Source organism: Rhizomicrobium sp. (assembly GCA_037200985.1).
Lineage (GTDB): Bacteria > Pseudomonadota > Alphaproteobacteria > Micropepsales > Micropepsaceae > Rhizomicrobium.
Genome location: JBBCGJ010000001.1, coordinates 2,272,047 through 2,289,285, shown reverse-complemented (window position 1 = coordinate 2,289,285; position 17,239 = coordinate 2,272,047). Strand labels below are relative to the sequence as shown.

Below are 17,239 nucleotides of genomic sequence, written 5' to 3'. Positions count from 1 at the left end.
CGCTATGATGCAGAATGTGGATCGAAGGCAGTTGCTCGGCCATGGAGGCGCTCTCGTTGGTTTGTCTTTTCTCTCTCCTATTGCGCGCGCGGCGGACATGACGACGGCCATTCCGCCGGCGCCCGTGGCGCGCGTTGCCGTCGTTCACGACACCTATTTCGGCGAGACGCTGAGCGATCCCTACCGCTGGATGGAAAACGACAAGGACCCGGACTGGCTGCCCTACCTGAAGGCGCAGAACGAGCATGCGCGCGCGATCCTCGATAATCTGCCGCATCGCGATGAACTTCTGACGCGCATCCAACAGCTCTCGGGCGACATCGTCCTGACCGCGCGGGTCCAAAGGATCGGTGATCGTACCTTCTACCAGCAGCGGCCGCTGGGCGCGGACAATTACAAGCTCCTCGTCCGCGAGGACGGGCACGATCGGGTGCTTATCGATCCGACGGCGATGAGCGCCGCCGGCATCGGTCACTATTCACTCGACTGGTGGCGGGCTTCCCCCGACGGCAGCCACGTCGTCTACGGGGTTTCGAAAGACGGCAGCGAGGATTCGCTCCTGCACATTCTCGTCGTCGCGGACGGCAGCAACCTGTCGGAGACGATCCCCAATACCCAGGGCGCCAATCCGCAATGGCTCGATGACGGCAGCGGATTTTTCTACAATCAGCTGACGGGCGCCGTCGATACACCCGACCGCTTCCTCGACAGCCAGGCACGTTTCCACCGCCTGGGCAGCGACCCGGCCGCCGATCCCGTTCTGATGAAGCGGGGACTCGTGGCCGCAATCGCCTTCGAGAAGATCCAGGCGCCCTACATCTTCACATTCGAGGGTGCCGATCATGTGTTGCTGGCGCTGTCCGATGTGCGCCCGGAATCGCGCATGTTCGTCGCTCCGGTCGCCGACGTGCTCGCAGGCAAGGCGACATGGACCGCCGTCGCCGACTTCGCCGACGAAGTCACGGGGGCCGATATCGACGGCGGCGACCTCTATCTTCTGGTCAACAAGGGCACGCCGCGCGGCCGGATCGTACAGACCCCGCTGGCCGCGCCCAGCATCGCCGCCGCCACGGTGGTGGTGCCGCAGGGCGAACAGGTGATCGAGGACATCGACCGCGCCAAGGACGGTCTTTATCTCCAGATCATGGACGGCGGCATCAGCCGGCTTCGCCGCTTGGCGCCGGACGGCACGGTGACGGAGATCGCGCTCCCCTTCGACGGCACGATCGGCGCGGTATTCGCCGATGCCCGCGCCTCGGGCGTCTTGTTGCAGCTCTCGGGCTGGCTGACGCCGACAGGGGTGTGGTCTGTCGATCCGGCCGGCCGTGTCGCCGATACCGGGCTGACGCCGCGACCGGCCATCGATGTGAGCGCTTATGAGGCCAAGCGGTTTTTCGCGACCGCGCGCGACGGAACCAAGGTCCCCTACAGCCTCATCTACCGGAAGGGGCTTAAGCTCGACGGCACCGCACCGGCCTTCATTTCCGCCTATGGCTCCTATGGCGCCGCGGCCTACACGCCCAGTTTCCAGCAGCGGCTGTTCGCGCTGATGGATCAGGGCTTCGTCGTCGGCTACGCCAATGTGCGCGGCGGCGGCGAGTATGGCCGCGAATGGCACAAGGCGGGCCAGCTCGCCAACAAGCCGAACACCTGGCGCGATCTGATCGATGTCTGCGAAGACCTCCGCGCAAAGCGCGTCACGTCCCCGGCGCATCTTGCCATCGGCGGACGCTCCGCCGGCGGCATCACGGTCGGCCGTGCCATGACCGAGCGGCCTGATCTCTTCGCGGCTGTCATTGACGGCGTCGGCTGGTCCAATCCGCTGCGCTATGTGGTCGAGCAGAACGGCTATGGCGAAGAGCCCGAATGGGGCGCGATCTCGGACGAGGCGGGTTACCGCGCGCTCAAGAGCATCGACAGCTATCAGGCGGTGAAGGACGGCACGGCCTATCCCGCCGTCCTCCTGACGACCGGTGTGACCGATCCGCGGGTCGCGCCCTTCCATGCGGCCAAGATGACGGCGCGTCTCCAGGCGGCGACGAGTTCGGGCCTGCCGGTCCTTCTTCGCGTGGACTACGACGCCGGCCACGGCATCGGCTCCACGCGCGCCCAGCAGGATCGCGAAGCCGCCGACACCTATGCATTCCTGCTATCGCAGGCGAGGGGAAAAGGCCGTCCCCGCGCGTGAGCCCGCGTGTCAGATTTGTGCCAGTCCGCCGTCGACGAAGAGCTCGATGCCGTTGACATAGCCGCTGTCGTCGGATGCCAGGAACAGGGCTGCCCGGGCGATATCTTCGGTGGTGCCCAAACGGCCCAGCGGTATCGCGGCGGTCTGCTCGGCGAGGAAGCGCTCCATTTGCGCGGGCGTGAGGCCGAGATTGTCATAGGCGGGCGTGACGACTGTGCCGGGGCAGAGCACATTCACGCGGATTCCGCGATCCTTCAAGTCCACCGCCCATCCCCGGGCGAAACATCGCAGCGCGGCCTTTGTACCGCTATAGACGCTGAAAGCGGGAAGTCCCTTGATGGAGGCGATGGACCCGTTGAGGATGATCGACGCGCCCCTGGGCATCAGTGCAAGCGCCTTCTGAACCGTGAATAGGGTGCCTTTCACATTGACGTCGAAGGTCTTGTCGTAATGCGCCTCCGTTATCGCGCCCAAAGGCAGGAATTCCCCCAGTCCGGCGTTCGCGAACAGGATGTCGACGCGGCCCTTGACGGCCTCTACATGCGCGAACAGCCGGTCCAGGTCGGCCAGGTTCGCGATATCCCCTTGGACGCCGATTGTGTTGGCGCCGATGGCGGCCACCGCCGCATCCAGCTCGTTCTGGCGGCGGCCGGTGATGAAAACAAAGGCGCCTTCCCGGACGAAGGATCTTGCGGCGGCGAGCCCGATCCCGCTGCTGCCGCCCGTTATCACGGCGACCTTTCCGCTCAGTCTTCCCATCCGCGTCTCCTGCCTGTGCTCTGAACCGTTCGACCGGGTCACGACGATATTGGTGGTCACGATTCGATCGCCGGTCTTTCCGGACCGCCGCAAGGTTTCCAATTTGCACTGGAAAGTGATGCACTGTTGCCGGCGTTGTCTGGGAAGGGCTTGGTGGCAGTGTCGGACCGGTCCTCGATGGAGGCGAGAGCGCTCGCGGCGGAGGCCTGGCTCGATGTCTGCGATCTGGTGGACCTCCAGCTTTCTCCGCTTGGCCTGCGCGCCATGGATGCGCTCGCGCCCAGGCCATCGGAGGTGATCGTCGATGTCGGTTGCGGGGCCGGCCAGACCGTGCTGCAACTCGCGGAACGGCTTGGACCCGAGGGGCAGGTCGTTGGCGTCGATATCGCGCCGCTCCTGCTGGACCGTGCCCGATTGCGGGCCGTCGGCCTGCGGCAGGCGAATTTTATCGCGTGCGATGCTTCGCAGCTCCGTCTTCCAGACAGAAGTGTTGATGCGATCTTCTCCCGGTTCGGTGTGATGGCATTTGCGGACCCTGTTGCCGCGTTCTCCAACTTCCACCGGCTGATGCGGCCGTCCGGCAGATTGGCGTTCGTCTGCTGGCGCTCGTTGGAAGAGAACGAATTGGATGTCATGCCCCTTCGCGCAGCGGGATTGGAAGAACGCGCCGACCGGGCGCCCTTCAGCTTCGAAGATCCGAAGGTCATACGCACCGTCTTGAACGCCGCCGGTTTCGGGCAGATCGTCGTCCAGCCCTATGACCGGACCGTTTCGAGCGGGGGCTTGGAGGCCATGGTGACGGTTCTGCTGAAGGTGGGAGTCGTCGGGAAAATCGTCCGGGAGAACCCGGAGATTCGGGAATCGGTCGAGCGCCGCCTTCGCGCCGCTTTGGCAACAAGGATCGTCGAAGGCCAAGTCGCGCTGAACGCGGCCGTCTGGATTGTTACGGCGAGGGCATAGGGCGCGTCGCCTTCGCTACGGTTCCTGGACGAACCCATGTCGGCGCCGTAGAAACAAGGGCGTCGATACATGACGTGGCAGGGAGCGTTGAAATGAATCTGGTCGCGAGAGTCCTGGGGTCCGCCGCGCTCGGCGTGATTTTGGCGGGACTGCGGATTTCGGGGCTGGCGGCCGCGCCGACCGCCGCGCCGCTGCACACGTCCGGCGTGAAGGCGGTGTATCCGCGACTTTCCGGCCTTGCCGACGCCAGGGCGATGGCGCGCGTCAACGCCCTGCTCGCAGCGCAGGAGAAGACGGATCGCGGGTCCTATACCGACTGCCTTTCGCAGCTCAAAGAAGCGAAGATGACGCCGGACAAGGACAGCTATTTTGAGGACATCACGGTCCGCTATCTGTCGGCGCACTATTTCAGCGTGGAAGTCGTCACCAACTACTATTGCGCCGGTGCCTATCCGACCAACGGCGCCGAAACGCCGATGACCTTCGACCTGACGGCCGGCGCCCAGATCGACTGGAGCACGATGTTCAAGCCTGGCTTCCTGCCGCTGGACACCGCGGACGAGCATACGCCGCCGTCCGCGCTCACCAAGCTCTATCGGGCGCGCTACAGCAAGGCCAAGGACGATGCCGACTGCCGCCAGGCGATCAACGACCAGGACCCGTTCTCCGGCGCGCCGATCGTCTGGCTCGATGCCAAAGGCGGCGTCGTGCTGCAGCCGGACTTTCCGCATGTCATCGCGGCGTGCGCGACGCCGCTGACGCTGTCGCCGGCGGAAATCGCGCCCTATCTGAAGGACGCGAGGCTGGCCGCCGACCTCAAGGCGACCGTGCATAAATAAGCCCGCGCCCGGTCAGTTTTCGGGAAGGGCCGGCGCCTCGACCTCGGGAGGCGACGTGCTGCGGCTCTTGTGCGTGGCGGCGTACCAGGCGAAGAAGATCGCCGGCAGGACCAGCAGGCCCGCGGAATAGAACGGCGCGTCGACGCCGATATTGGAGAAGGTCAGGGCCGCGATTTGCGGGCCGACCAGGCGCGCCAGGCCGGCGACGGCATTGTTCAGTCCGAGATACTGCCCCTGATGGTCGAGATCGACGCTGCGCGACAGAAGCGCGGAGACGTTCGGCCAGGCCACCGACTGGCCGAAGGCGGAGATCGACAAAAGCGTCACGATCATGAACCCGCCCGACGAGAATGGCTGCAGGGAGGCGCAGATCGTGGTGAGCAGCATGCCGAAGGCGAGCGTTCGCGCTTCGCCGAAACGCTTCGAGGCGGGGCCGGCGATGAATATCTGGCAAAACGCGGCCACGATGCCGGTGACGGCAAAGGCGAGGCCGACATCCCACGGGTTCCAGTCGAAGCGCGCCTGGGTCCACAGGCCGAACACCGATTCGATGCCGTTGAAGGCGCAGCCGGCCAGCAGCGTGACCAGCATGAGACGGCTGATCACTGGATTGGTGGCGGCATGGGCGACGACCACCCAGCGACTCGGCTTGTGGCCGATGCGTCGCCGCACGCGGCTTTCCTTGAGGAACACCGCCAGTCCGACGACACAGATCGCCGAGAGGCTCGACGCGATCAGGAGCGGAATGCGGAAGCCGGCATGGCCGGCGGCCGGGTTCGCCAGCAGGCCGCCGAGCGCCGGCCCGACGATGAAGCCGATATTGTAGGCCGCGCCCAGCCACGACATCTTGCCGGAGCGTTCCTCCGGCGGCGTCACATCGGCGATATAGCCCTGGATCACCGCGCCGTTGCCGCTGGCCATGCCGCCGAGCAGGCGCACGAAGAACGCGACATAGATATTGGGCGCGAAGGCGAGCGCGAGATAGCACAGGCAGTTGCCGGTCACCGTGCTGATCAGGATCGGCTTGCGGCCGACCGTATCCGACAGCCGGCCCCAGAACGGCTCGCCGAAGAAGGAACCGATGGCATAGGCCGAGAAGATCAGGGCGACCTGCCAGGTCGATGCCTGGAACGACTTGGCGTAGAACGGCAGCAGCGGCACGATGATGCCGAAGCCCAAGAGGTTGATGAACATCACCGAAAGCAGCGTCGGCAGGGCGGCCGGCGAGACTTGCGCGGCGGAACGGTCGGGCTTGTCGGTGGTCATGGCGGTAGGCTCTTAATAGTGACACCGCCGCGCCGGGCAAGGTGCGTCCGGTCGCATGGGGGAAGATTTCATGAAAACCCGTCTGGCACTGGTTGCATTGCTTTCCGTCACGGCGGCTTCCGCGGCGGATCCGCCGCCCGAAGCCTGGCGCGACGTCGATCCGCAGAACCTTGTCCTGATCGACACCCGCTACGGCCAGGTGGCGGTCGAACTGGCGCCGGAATTCGCGCCGAACCACGCCGAACGGGTCCGCGCCCTGATCCGCGCCCATTTCTATGACGGGCTTTCCTTCTATCGCGTCATCGACGGCTTCGTGGCGCAGGGCGGCATCGGCGAGGAGACGGGTCCGACAAAGGACCAAGCCGTGGGTGCGAAAGATCAGAAACAGTGGCCGCCGCTCAAGGCGGAGTTCGACCGGGTCTCGGCGGCGACGCCGGCGTTCACCCCGCTCGGCAATGCCGATCCGGTGGCACCGGAGGTCGGGTTCGAGGACGGCTTTCCGGTCGCGCGCGACCCCAAGGACGGACGCGAATGGCTGATCCATTGTCCAGGAACCTTTGCCTTCGCGCGCGCCAACGATCCCGACACCGCGACGACGGAGTTTTACATCGTGATCGGGCAGGCGCCGCGACGTCTCGACCGCAATCTCACCGCCTTCGGCCGGGTGCTGAGCGGTCTGCAATATATCCAGAAGCTGGAGCGCGGCGATCCCGATGTCGACAGCGGCGTGATCGGCGATGCATCGAAGCGCGATCCGATCGTCCGTGTCCGGCTGGCCGTGGACGTGCCGGCGGCGGAGCGCCCGGCGTTCCAGGTCATGCGCACCGAGTCCCAATCCTTCGCGGACGCGGTTGAGGCGCGGCGACATCCGACCTCGCCGTTCTATCTCCACAAGCCGCCGCCGGTGCTCGACATCTGCGGCGTGCCCGTCCCGCTGAAGCGCACCGCGCCGTAGAACCCGGCCGGTCTTATCCGGGATCGCGCGGCGCGTGCTCGTTCAGCACGACGCTCAGCAGCGAACTGTGAACCTCCAGATGGCCGTTATACTTGATGAATCCGAGCTTCCTGAACTTGTTCATGAAAAAGCTCACGCGGGAGCGCGTCGTTCCGATCATTTCCGCCAGCGTCGCCTGGCTGACCTTGGCGATGATGGGCTCGGGTTTTCCTTCCTTGCCGAAATTCGCGAGCAGCAGCAACGCGCGCGCCAGACGCTTCTCGCTCGAATTGAAAAGCTGGTCGATCAGATCTTCCTCGACGCGCAGCGAGTGAATCAAGATGTGCGAAACGAACATCTCCGAAAATGCCAGCTCTTGATGGATCACGCGGACGATGGCCGCTTTTTCCAGCCGCATGATCTCGCACTCGGTGAGGGCCGAAGCGGTCGCCATGCGCCGCGTCTGTCCGGTCAGGCAGGCTTCGCCGCAGAACTCGTCCGAACCCAGGATCGAGACGACCGCCTCCTTGCCCTGTGCGGACACGACGGCAAGCTTCACCTTGCCCTTTTGGATGTAGAAGACGGAGTCCGCCGGATCGCCTTGCGAGAACAGGATCTCGTTCTTGCGATATTTCGACACCATGCGGCCGATGCCGGCCTCGGCGAGAAAGGCACGGGGGTCGAACGCTTGCTTGCCGCCGGCTTTCGCGGCGGCTTTCTTTCTCTTCACAGATCCCTTCGACTTTCAAACAACCGTCCAGAAACGAAAATTGGTCATTCGACGGAACAGTCCAAAAAACCCATGTAATGAGCAATATTGAACAGACGTTCGACCGAATACTGCGTAGCGTTCTATGTCGGCTAGCGGACAGACAACGCAGTTAGCCGACAAAGTGTCCCAATCCGACACGCGTGCGGGGTGAATAAATGGCTCCTATATTCTGGATCATCGGGTTCCTTGTGATCGGGCTGCTCATGTGGCGTGCCAGCAAGGGCAACGCCGGCCACGGCAAGCGAAGGCGGGCGGCCGAGTCGGCATCGGAACTCGCGCGGGAGAACTACCGGCTCCGGCACGTGCTCGCCCAATTGTCGGTCGAAAATCACGCCTTGAAGAATTCGCCGCCCGAATACTGGTAGACGCACACGATCTGGTTCGACCGTTGGAGGGGTTCAATGGACAGCAGTCTCGCCCGCGCCAGTCATTGCGCAAGGCTCGCCCATGCGGCCATGGACCCGCTTTCACCTCCGGAACGCGACATGGTTCAGCAGCTGCGCCAGAAAGACATCTTGCTGCGGGAAATGCAGCACCGTGTGGCAAACAGCCTGCAGATCGTGGCCAGCATCCTTCTTATGAAGGCGCGCATGGTGCAGTCGGAGGAGGCGCGCCGTCACCTGCGCGATGCGCATGGCCGGGTGTTGTCGATCGCCGCGATCCAGAAACGGCTTCAGGTCTCGGAGAGCGGGGAGCAGGTCGACGTCGGGCCTTACCTCGCCGACCTCTGCGAAAGTCTCGATGCGACGCTGATCGATGGCATGCGGCCCATTTCCCTGCGCGCCAGCGCCGAGCGCGGCGCGATTTGCGCGGAACATGCGGCCAGCATAGGCCTGATCGTGACGGAACTGGTCATCAACGCCCTCAAACATGCCTTTGCGACGGACGACGAGGATTGCCGAATCGAGGTCCTCTACGAGGCCGGCGCCGCGGGCTGGCGCCTCTCTGTGCGGGACAATGGCGGCGGCGCGTCCTCGGCCGGCGGCCAAAAGCAAATCACCGGTCTGGGAACGAGCATCGTCGAGTCGCTGGCCCGCCAGATGGACGCGACGGTACAGGTCAAAACCGGCGCGCAAGGCTATAGCGTGACGATTACGCAGCGCGGTTTCGGCTAACCGCCGTCAGTCCGTCACTGCCTCTTCCTCGATCTGTTCCACCGTGCTGACGAAATGGCCGTCGGTCCGGCGCATCAGCGTGATGATCTGTTCGACTGCCTGGCGCAGATTGTTGGCGAGGAAGTCGCACTCCGTCGCCTCGAAGCTGTCGAGGTAATGGGTGTCGTCCTCGATGACGCTCCAGAAGCCGGCGATGAGCGGCAGGCCGGGCATCCGTTTGCGTAAGCGGCGCGCGAGATAGCGGGCGTTCTTCGGATTGCCCGGCTCCAGATACGACACGCAGATCGCGCGAACGCCATCGACGGTGAGGTCGTGGATGCTCGACGGCGAAACCTCTTCGAAGGAGGCGATCCGCGCGCCGATGCCCTGGCGCTCCAGCAGATGGGCGAGCAGGTTCGCCGCGGCGTGGTCGAGCACGCTGCGCCCGGCGACGCACAAGACCGGCTTTCGATGCCAGTCGGACGGCACCTCGGCGGAGACGTTGCCGGCCGCCCTGGCTTCCGGGTCCTCATGCATCGCCAGATTGTCGACGAAGACCTCGACCGTCCTGGCGACGCGCTTGCGTCCCTCCTCGGTCAGCGCCCCGCGGTTGACGTCGAGCTGCGCCAGGGCGAGGCCGCGCACCGCGACTTCGTCGAAATAGGCCGGCAGCGAATGGTCGGAGAGGAACAACTCGGCCTGCTCGGCCGCTTCATCGGAATTGCCAGCCAGCATGCGCAGGTAGAAGCTTTCCTCCGGCGCCATGGGCGGCGCGTCGCCTAGCATCACGTCGAGAAAGCGAAGCTGGTCGACGTGGCGGCCGATCACCACCAGGATCATGGTCAGCGGCGTCGACAGCAAGAGCCCGACGGGACCCCACACGAAAGTCCAAAAGCCCGCCGCGACGACGACGGCCAGCGCCGACAGTCCCATATTGCGGCCGTAGAGCCAGGGCTCGACTGCCTGCCCGGTGATCGATTCCAGCACGATGAAGACGCCGAGCGTCCAGAACGTCACCGTCCAGCCGGGATCGATGGCGATCGAAAGCGCCAGCGGAAAGAGCGCCGCGATCGGAACGCCGATATAGGGGACGAAGCGGAACATCGCCGCGATCAATCCCCACAACGCCGGATTGGGCACGCCCGCCGCCCATAGCCCGACTCCGACCAGGAGGCCGAAGGCCGTGTTGACCGCGGTCTGGAGCAGCAGGTAGCGGCTCAGCCGCTCGGCGCCGTCGTCGATGGCCAGCGTGGTGCGCTGCAGGTCGCGCGGCCCCGCCAGCATGATGAAGCGGTCCCGAAGATCCTCCTTTTGCAGCAGGATGAAAATCACGAAGATGATCACGATCGTCAGATTGGCGAGTGGCTCCAGCAGCGGTCCGGCGACGTTCTTCATCAGCGTCAGTGGATCGGCCGGCGGCTCCTGGATGACGACCGGCACGGCGGCGGTGTTGACCTGGGCCGTGGTCTTGGACTGGAGCTGCTCGTTGTTTGTCGGCGCGAGCGGCACATTCGCGATCTGCTCGTTCAGATTGTCGAAGAAGGCAACGGCGCTCTTCACCATGCCGTTGTTTGCGGCCGAGCCCTCCACCGACTGTATCTTGTGGACGATGTTTTGCTGGTACTGCGGCATGCCGACGGCGAGCCAGGCAAGCTGGGTGCCGATGAAGGCGGCGATGCCGCTGATCAGCAGGACCGCGGCCGTCACGGTCAGGATCACGCCGGCGATGCGGCCGACCCGCAGCCGCCGCAGGAATTCGACCACCGGCGCCAGCGCGAAGGCCATCAGGATCGACAGGGCCAGCGGCACGAGCAGCGGCCGGCCGAAATAGATCAGGCAGACCACGACGGCGGCGACGACCGAGGCATAGGCGGTCTCGCGCAAACCCGTCTCGCCGGACGCGACTTTCGGCGCGTCGGGCGGGCCATGCAGGGCGGCGGCCATGGCGGGGTCCTCCTTTCTCGGATGAAAGTGTCGCAAAAACAGGGAATTATGCAAATCGGCGGGTTATCTTGTCGGGCGCGGGCGCAACCTATATGTCTGCCGGGCCTTTTCGGACCCCGCCATGCCCCTTTTGCGATTCCTGCCCGAAGCCACCAAGATCAATTTCGTCAGGGCGCGCTATTTCGCCTTTGCCATCGACGGCCTGCTGTTGCTGGCGTCGATCATCTCAATCGCCGTCCACGGTTTCAACCTCGGCATCGACTTCACCGGCGGCGTTGCGATCGAAGTGAAGTACGCCCAGACGATCGATATCGGCCAGATGCGCGCCGACATCGGCAATCTGGGGTTCAAGGAGGTCCAGGTCACCTATTTCGGCGGCGGCCAGTGCGATACGCCCGCGAATTCCTGCGCCCTCATTCGCGTGCAGCCGCAAAGCGACGAAGCCAACCAGGCCGTGGCGCAGACCATCAAGGCGAAGCTGGGTACCGCCTATACGATCCGCAATACCGACGTGGTGGGGCCCCAGGTCAGCGCGGAGCTGTTCCACGCCGGCATCCTGGCGACGCTGCTGGCGGTCCTCGCCATCGCGTTGTGGGTCGCGTTCCGCTTCGAATGGCAATACGGTGTCAGCGCCGCGCTGGCGACCGGCCATGACGTGCTGGTGACGGCCGGCCTGTTCTCGATCCTGCATCTGGATTTCACGCTGACAAGCATCGCGGCGCTGCTTACCCTTGCCGGCTATTCGATCAACGACACCGTCGTCGTGTTCGACCGGATTCGGGAGAACCGCCGCAAATACAAGCGCATGCCGCTGCCGGACCTCATAAATCTTTCGACCAACCAGATGCTGACGCGAACCATCCTGACCAGCGTCGCGACCGGGGTCTCGATCATTCCGCTGCTGCTCTATGGCGGGCCGTCGCTGTTCGATTTCTCCGCCGCGATCCTGTTCGGCATCGTGGTCGGCACGTTCTCTTCGATCTATGTCGCGGCCGCGCTGCTGCTCTATCTGCCGGCGCCGGCCGGCAATATCGCGACGGAGACGTCGGACGCCAGCGCCTAGGTCCTAGAGCGGGAACCAGTCCCGCCGGTCGCTGTAGACCATGTAATGCGCGTTGACGCCGGCGCGCAGGCCGACGCCGGTGCGCATCGGCGCCAGCGTCACGCCGCCCGAGCGCAGATAGTTCACGCCGATGCCGGCGATGAAATAGATGCTGCCCTCCACGCCCGGAAAGCGCTGATAGAGGCGCCGCTCCTCCTTGAGATTGTAGACCAGGGTGAAGACCTTGGAGCCGTTGCCGCCGACATCGAAGCCGATCGAGGGGCCTTTCCAATAGACCTTCGTGGGCTCCATGCCCTTGCGGATCAGCCAGCCCGAGCCGTAGCGCACGCCGAGGATGAAGGCGCCTGAGCCTTCGTCGCCCTTGATGTAGCCGTCGGGCAGGCCGAGATCCTCGGTCACGCGCTGCACGGCCTTGGCCATCACCTCTGTGGTGACGCCGAAGAAGTCCGATCCCGCCTGTACGATCTCGTTCGGCGAGAAAGTGTCGTCGTTTGCATTGCGGTCGTCGGCGGCCGTGGGGGCCACCGAGAGCGCCAGCGCGGCAAGGGCGGCGAACAGAGCGCCGAGAATCCGGAAATGTCGCATGTCATTCTCCCAAGCGAATCACGTCATCCCCGCGAGCGCCATCAATGCCCCATCGGAGCGGCCACGACAAAGGGGGCGTAGGGGACATTTTCGGCCTTTCAAGGCCTTTTGATGACCGGCCAAGAGGATTACGTTTCGCAGCGTCGGCCGGCCAACGGTCGGCAAGGGGAGAACGTCCATGGATGGCGCAACGATTTTCGTGCTCGCGCTGCTGGTTCTCGCGCTCGTCACCATCTTCTCGGGCGTCAAGAGCGTGCCGCAGGGCCGCGAATGGACGGTCGAGCGCTTCGGCCGTTTCACCAAGGTGCTCAAGCCGGGCCTCAACCTGATCGTCCCCTATGTGGACCGCATCGGGCGCAAGCTTTCGATGATGGAAGAGGTCCTGACGATCCCGAGCCAGGTGGTCATCACGCGCGACAACGCCACCGTGACCGCCGACGCCATCGCCTTCTATCAGGTGGTCGACGCAGCCAAGGCGGCCTATGAGGTCGCCAACCTGCAAGCCGGTATCACCAATCTTTGCCTCACCAATGCGCGCACCGTGATCGGTGCGATGGACCTCGACGAGGTCCTGTCCAAGCGCGACGAGATCAACCAGCGGCTGCTTTCCGTCGTCGACCAGGCGACCAGTCCCTGGGGCGTGAAAGTCACCCGCATCGAGATCAAGGATCTGTCGCCGCCGACCGATATTACCGAAGCAATGGCGCGGCAGATGAAGGCAGAGCGTTTCCGCCGGGCCGAAGTCACCCAGGCCGATGGCGAGAAGCAGGGCGCGATCCTGCGCGCCGAGGGCGCCAAGCAGTCCGCCATTCTCCAGGCGGAAGGCCGCAAGGAAGCCGCCTTCCGCGATGCCGAGGCGCGCGAGCGGCTGGCGCAGGCGGAGGCCAAGGCGACGCAGATGGTCTCGGATTCGATCGAGGCCGGCAACGTCAACGCCCTCAACTACTTCCTCGGCCAGAAATATGTCGACGCCTTCGCGCAGCTCGCCAATGCGCCGAACCAGAAATTCGTCGTCGTGCCGATGGAGTCGGCGGGCCTGCTCGGCTCCATCGCCGGTATCGCCGAGATGACTCGCGAGGCGATCACGACCCAGGTCGCCACCGCCGCCGCGCCGCGGGCGCGCGGCCAGAACGCCGCCGGCACCGTGCCGAACGTGGCGCCGCCGACGCGGCCCGCCGGTACCTGAGGAGGACGCCATGGATGCGATCACTCAGTTCCTGAACAACCAGGCCGCCTGGCATTGGTGGGCGCTGGGCGCGGTGCTGCTTGCGCTCGAGATCGCAAGCACGACTCAGTATCTGCTGTGGCCGGGGATCGCGGCGCTGCTGGTCGGCGTGCTGAAATTCCTGGTGCCGTCGCTCGACGGGCGGCTGGCGGTGTTCCTGTTCGCGGTGATCGCGGTGGTGGCGACCGCCGTCTGGAAACGGTCGGCCTGGGGCCGCGCCGAACGCAACACACACACAAATCTCAACGACCGCAGCGCGCAGTATGTCGGGCGCATGGTCAGGGCGGAGGAAAATTTCGTCAATGGCCGCGGCGCGGTGCGGGTCGACGACACCCGCTGGTGCGCCAACACAGTCGACGGCTCGTCTCCGATCAAGGGTGACATGCTGCGGGTTTCCGGCGCGGATGGCGCGGAATTGAAGGTCCAGCTTGCCCCCGGGTTCCCCGATACTCGGCGCGGCGGCGACCTAGGTTCTGCGAGGGTGCGGCGCGAGGGCGCGACCGAAAGATGAACGAGCCGCGCCCTTTCGCGTTATCGCATCCATGAGCGATGGTTTCATGAGCAACAGCGACGACGACAACCACGCCCACCTTTCGCGGGCGGGGTGGCTTGCCTTGGTGATTCTCCTCGGGTTTCTCGGGGTTTCGATCTGGTACGCAGCTTACACCTGGGGAACGCTTGGCGCGGTCCGTATGAGCGCTTTCGGATGGTTCGCGCTGGTCGCGGGTTCGCTGCTCACCATCGCGGTCGGCGGCGGGCTGATGGCCCTGATGTTCTATTCCAGCCGGCACGACTACGACCGGTAGTTAACGGCCGCCCCGCGCGACGAAATGCGGGTTGGTAAAACCTTCCGCTGCACGACCGTAGAGAAACGGCGAACCGTCGAGCTTCGTGACGGTTCCACCCGCCGCGACGAGAACCGCGTGGCCGGCCGCGGTGTCCCATTCCATCGTCGTTCCGTGGCGCGGATAAATGTCTGCCTCGCCGGCGGCGACCAGGCAGAATTTCAGCGAAGAGCCGGCGGTGATGAAGTCCTTCACCGGATAGGCGGCGAGATATTCCTCCGTCTTCTTGTCGCGGTGCGAGCGGCTGGCGACGGCGATAAGGCCGTCCGCCGGAGCCTTGCGGACATGAATCGGCTTGGCCAGCGCGATGTCCGGCGGCACGTCCACCGCGGTTTCGGTTTCGAAGGCGCCGCCGGGCGTCTCGCCGAGAAACAGGCGATGCTTGGCCGGCGCATAGACCACGCCGCGGATCGCGATGCCGTTCTGCACTTCGGCGATGTTCACGGTGAACTCGCCGTTGCGGTTGATGAATTCCTTCGTGCCGTCGAGCGGATCGACAAGGAAAAAATGGTTCCCGATCGCCGGCAACCGGCCGGCGGCAACTTCTTCTTCCGCGATCACCGGCACGTCGGGCGCCGCGTCGCGCAGGCCCCGCAGGATATGGGCTTCCGCCTCTTCGTCCGCGTCGGTCACCGGCGAGTGGTCGGCCTTCTTGCGCGCCGCAGTGCCCGCCTCGTAATGGCGCATCACGATGACGCCGGCCTCGTGCGCGAGAGCGGCGAGCGCGATCAGGTGATGAGAGGGTGACGGCATCTCGGACAAACCCCGCGGAAAGCCGCGATTTGCGGCAAAGTTCCCGTAGCACAACAAACGGCGCGAAAGCGACTGCGCATGATTCAACTCGTTCCGGCGATAGAACCGTGTCATAGCCTATCGGCGCCGCGATGCGGCGTCACGGCGCGGCCCATTCCGCAAGGGCGAGAGCGGACAAGCTCGACAGAAGGGAACCCCATGCGCCTTGCAGCCATCCGTCGCGTTGTGACCGCGGCGCTCGCCGTTCTCGCATTCGCCATCGTCTCGCCCGCCGCCGCAGCGACCCCCGCCGAAGACCTTGTCGCAAACAACATCCACAAGGGCCTTGAGATTCTCAACGACGTCCATCTGACCCAGGACCAGCGGCGCGCGGCGTTCGAGGACTTCCTGCTCGGCATCACCGATCTCAAGCGTGTCGCCGTCTTCACCCTGGGCGACTATGCCGTCAAAGCGACCCCGGCCGATCGCGACGCCTTCGCCGCCGCCTTCCAGCGCTACGCGGTCACGGTCTACCAGTCCTATTTCCAGCGCTATTCCGGCCAGACGCTCAAGGTCACCGGGTCGCGCGTGAACGGGCCGGCCGACGATATCGTCACGACGCTGCTGGTCGATCCCAAGGAACAGTCGGGCAGGCCGCTGGAGGTCGATTTCCGCGTGCGGTCCGATATCGGCAAGCCGGTCATCGTGGATTTCAGCGTCGCCGGCATCTGGCTGGCGCCGGCGGAGCACGACGAATTCGTGGCCTTCCTCGGCCGCAACGGCGGGGGCGTTCCGGCGCTGTCCGCCTATATGGACCAGCTCCGCGCGAACATTGCTTCGGGCAACTGAGCCTTCCGGCGATTGCGGTTGCGCCACCCTTAAGCATTCCTTAAGAGGCGGTCCGCATGGTTACCGTTCGCAAACCATTCGTCCCCAGCGGAGACCGCCCGGCCATGGATGACATCGAATTTGCCGCATTCCTGGTCAGCCGGGTCTGCCACGACCTGGTCGGCCCCCTCGGCGCGGTCGTCAACGGCCTCGAAGTGATGGAGGACGAGCGCGACGCGGCAATGCGCGCCGACGCGCTGAAAATCGTCACGTCGAGCGCCCTGCAGGCGCTGGCCCGGCTCCAATTCATGCGCATTGCCTTCGGCGCGGCGGGTTCCGCCGGCGCGGAACTCGACGTCGGCGAGATCGGGCGGCTGGTCGCCGGCCTGCTGGAGGGCGGCAAGGTCCAGCTCAACTGGCAGGGCGGTCATGTGAACTGGCCCAAGAACTGGGCGAAACTCCTGATGAACGCGGCGCTTCTGGGCGCGGATTGCCTGCCGCGCGGCGGCCAGCTTTCCGTCATGGTCGGTGCGGATCCGGCCGCGCCCGCCTTCAAGATCGTCGCGACCAGCCCCTATGCCCGCGTGCTGGACGACGTCGCGAACGCGGTGCGCGGCGAGGAAACCCATCTCGACGCCCGCGGCATCCAGCCTTATCTCGCCCACAAGCTGTCGCGCGATCTGAACGCCGGGCTGACGCTGACCGCGCGCGAGGGCGCCGTCGAACTGGTCGCGGGTTAACCCTCTAAACCCCTCATTCACACGTTCGTCCTAGGCTCTGTCCGGAATCGAGTGTGGGCCGCTGCGTCCTTGCGGCCGCTTTTTGGACAACCGAGCCATGAGAAGTTGCCTCGTCGTCGACGACAGCCGCGTGATCCGCAAGGTGGCCTGCCGCATCCTGCAGGATCTGCAGTTCGAGACCGGAGAGGCCGATGACGGCCTCTCCGCGCTGGTCGCCTGCCGCGCCCGGATGCCCGAACTCATCCTGCTCGACTGGAACATGCCGAACATGAACGGCATCGAATTCCTCAAGACGCTGCGCCGCGAGCGCGACGGCGCCCGCCCCATCGTCGTGTTCTGCACCACCGAGAACGACGTGGCCCACATCACCGAGGCGCTGGGCGCCGGCGCCAACGAATACATCATGAAGCCTTTCGACCGGGGCATCATCGAGGCCAAGCTCGCCGAAGTGGGCTTGATGTAACG

At 65.0% G+C, this 17,239-nt stretch carries 19 protein-coding genes; 13 read left to right on the top strand and 6 right to left on the bottom strand.

Annotated elements, in window-relative coordinates:
- Window positions 1–97 precede the first annotated feature (97 nt).
- Window positions 98–2,188: a prolyl oligopeptidase family serine peptidase gene (locus WDN01_11135; protein MEJ0026571.1), complete on the top strand. Its 2,091-nt coding sequence runs from the start codon at window positions 98–100 to the stop codon at window positions 2,186–2,188.
- Window positions 2,189–2,197: 9 nt separating this feature from the next.
- On the opposite strand, the gene WDN01_11130 is transcribed toward WDN01_11135, so the two are convergent.
- Entirely contained in the window at window positions 2,198–2,947 is a 750-nt protein-coding gene (locus tag WDN01_11130) for an SDR family oxidoreductase (GenBank protein MEJ0026570.1), read from the bottom strand.
- A 153-nt stretch (window positions 2,948–3,100) separates the two neighbouring features.
- Between WDN01_11130 and WDN01_11125 the strand changes: the two genes are divergently transcribed.
- Both WDN01_11125 and WDN01_11120 read left to right on the top strand, forming a co-directional pair.
- Window positions 3,101–3,907, top strand: a complete 807-nt coding sequence (locus WDN01_11125; protein ID MEJ0026569.1) for a class I SAM-dependent methyltransferase — start codon at window positions 3,101–3,103, stop codon at window positions 3,905–3,907.
- A 92-nt stretch (window positions 3,908–3,999) separates the two neighbouring features.
- Window positions 4,000–4,746, top strand: coding sequence for a hypothetical protein (locus WDN01_11120; protein ID MEJ0026568.1), 747 nt, complete (start codon window positions 4,000–4,002; stop codon window positions 4,744–4,746).
- Window positions 4,747–4,758: 12 nt separating this feature from the next.
- Here the strand turns inward: WDN01_11120 and WDN01_11115 are convergent, their stop codons facing one another.
- Window positions 4,759–6,012: an MFS transporter gene (locus WDN01_11115; GenBank protein MEJ0026567.1), complete on the bottom strand. Its 1,254-nt coding sequence runs from the start codon at window positions 6,010–6,012 to the stop codon at window positions 4,759–4,761.
- Window positions 6,013–6,082: 70 nt separating this feature from the next.
- Here WDN01_11115 and WDN01_11110 point away from each other — a divergent pair, with 70 nt between their 5' ends.
- A complete protein-coding gene (locus WDN01_11110) occupies window positions 6,083–6,967 on the top strand; it encodes a peptidylprolyl isomerase (protein ID MEJ0026566.1) in 885 nt (294 codons plus the stop codon).
- Window positions 6,968–6,980: 13 nt separating this feature from the next.
- Here WDN01_11110 and WDN01_11105 read toward each other — a convergent pair whose 3' ends face one another.
- Window positions 6,981–7,676 carry a Crp/Fnr family transcriptional regulator gene (locus tag WDN01_11105; protein ID MEJ0026565.1) on the bottom strand — a complete coding sequence of 232 codons (696 nt, stop codon included), beginning with the start codon at window positions 7,674–7,676 and terminating at the stop codon, window positions 6,981–6,983.
- A 197-nt stretch (window positions 7,677–7,873) separates the two neighbouring features.
- Between WDN01_11105 and WDN01_11100 the strand changes: the two genes are divergently transcribed.
- Both WDN01_11100 and WDN01_11095 read left to right on the top strand, forming a co-directional pair.
- Entirely contained in the window at window positions 7,874–8,083 is a 210-nt protein-coding gene (locus WDN01_11100; GenBank protein ID MEJ0026564.1) for a hypothetical protein, read from the top strand.
- Between the two features lie 36 nt (window positions 8,084–8,119).
- Window positions 8,120–8,833 carry a sensor histidine kinase gene (locus WDN01_11095; GenBank protein MEJ0026563.1) on the top strand — a complete coding sequence of 238 codons (714 nt, stop codon included), beginning with the start codon at window positions 8,120–8,122 and terminating at the stop codon, window positions 8,831–8,833.
- Between the two features lie 6 nt (window positions 8,834–8,839).
- Here the strand turns inward: WDN01_11095 and WDN01_11090 are convergent, their stop codons facing one another.
- On the bottom strand, window positions 8,840–10,756 hold the full coding sequence (locus tag WDN01_11090; GenBank protein MEJ0026562.1) for an AI-2E family transporter: 1,917 nt from the start codon (window positions 10,754–10,756) through the stop codon (window positions 8,840–8,842).
- A gap of 121 nt (window positions 10,757–10,877) precedes the next feature.
- Here WDN01_11090 and secF point away from each other — a divergent pair, with 121 nt between their 5' ends.
- Window positions 10,878–11,819 carry a protein translocase subunit SecF gene (gene secF, locus WDN01_11085; protein MEJ0026561.1) on the top strand — a complete coding sequence of 314 codons (942 nt, stop codon included), beginning with the start codon at window positions 10,878–10,880 and terminating at the stop codon, window positions 11,817–11,819.
- Window positions 11,820–11,822: 3 nt separating this feature from the next.
- On the opposite strand, the gene WDN01_11080 is transcribed toward secF, so the two are convergent.
- Window positions 11,823–12,404 carry an EipA family protein gene (locus WDN01_11080; protein ID MEJ0026560.1) on the bottom strand — a complete coding sequence of 194 codons (582 nt, stop codon included), beginning with the start codon at window positions 12,402–12,404 and terminating at the stop codon, window positions 11,823–11,825.
- A 178-nt stretch (window positions 12,405–12,582) separates the two neighbouring features.
- On the opposite strand from WDN01_11080, the gene WDN01_11075 reads away from it, so the two are divergent.
- Genes WDN01_11075 through WDN01_11065 form a run of 3 tightly spaced genes read left to right on the top strand, consistent with a single transcriptional unit; the run spans window position 12,583 to window position 14,435 of the window.
- The gene (locus tag WDN01_11075) at window positions 12,583–13,590 is read left to right on the top strand and encodes an SPFH domain-containing protein (GenBank protein ID MEJ0026559.1); all 1,008 of its coding nucleotides are present in this window, start codon (window positions 12,583–12,585) and stop codon (window positions 13,588–13,590) included.
- Between the two features lie 10 nt (window positions 13,591–13,600).
- On the top strand, window positions 13,601–14,140 hold the full coding sequence (locus WDN01_11070; protein MEJ0026558.1) for an NfeD family protein: 540 nt from the start codon (window positions 13,601–13,603) through the stop codon (window positions 14,138–14,140).
- Window positions 14,141–14,186: 46 nt separating this feature from the next.
- Window positions 14,187–14,435 carry a hypothetical protein gene (locus tag WDN01_11065; protein ID MEJ0026557.1) on the top strand — a complete coding sequence of 83 codons (249 nt, stop codon included), beginning with the start codon at window positions 14,187–14,189 and terminating at the stop codon, window positions 14,433–14,435.
- On the opposite strand, the gene cysQ is transcribed toward WDN01_11065, so the two are convergent.
- Window positions 14,436–15,227, bottom strand: a complete 792-nt coding sequence (cysQ, locus tag WDN01_11060) for a 3'(2'),5'-bisphosphate nucleotidase CysQ (protein ID MEJ0026556.1) — start codon at window positions 15,225–15,227, stop codon at window positions 14,436–14,438.
- Between the two features lie 198 nt (window positions 15,228–15,425).
- Here cysQ and WDN01_11055 point away from each other — a divergent pair, with 198 nt between their 5' ends.
- The 3 genes from WDN01_11055 (at window position 15,426) to WDN01_11045 (ending at window position 17,237) form a co-directional block, all read left to right on the top strand.
- Complete coding sequence (locus tag WDN01_11055; GenBank protein MEJ0026555.1) at window positions 15,426–16,055, top strand: ABC transporter substrate-binding protein; 630 nt, start codon at window positions 15,426–15,428, stop codon at window positions 16,053–16,055.
- 104 nt (window positions 16,056–16,159) lie between these two features.
- On the top strand, window positions 16,160–16,774 hold the full coding sequence (locus WDN01_11050) for a histidine phosphotransferase family protein (GenBank protein ID MEJ0026554.1): 615 nt from the start codon (window positions 16,160–16,162) through the stop codon (window positions 16,772–16,774).
- A 97-nt stretch (window positions 16,775–16,871) separates the two neighbouring features.
- On the top strand, window positions 16,872–17,237 hold the full coding sequence (locus WDN01_11045) for a response regulator (protein MEJ0026553.1): 366 nt from the start codon (window positions 16,872–16,874) through the stop codon (window positions 17,235–17,237).
- Window positions 17,238–17,239: the final 2 nt, after the last annotated feature.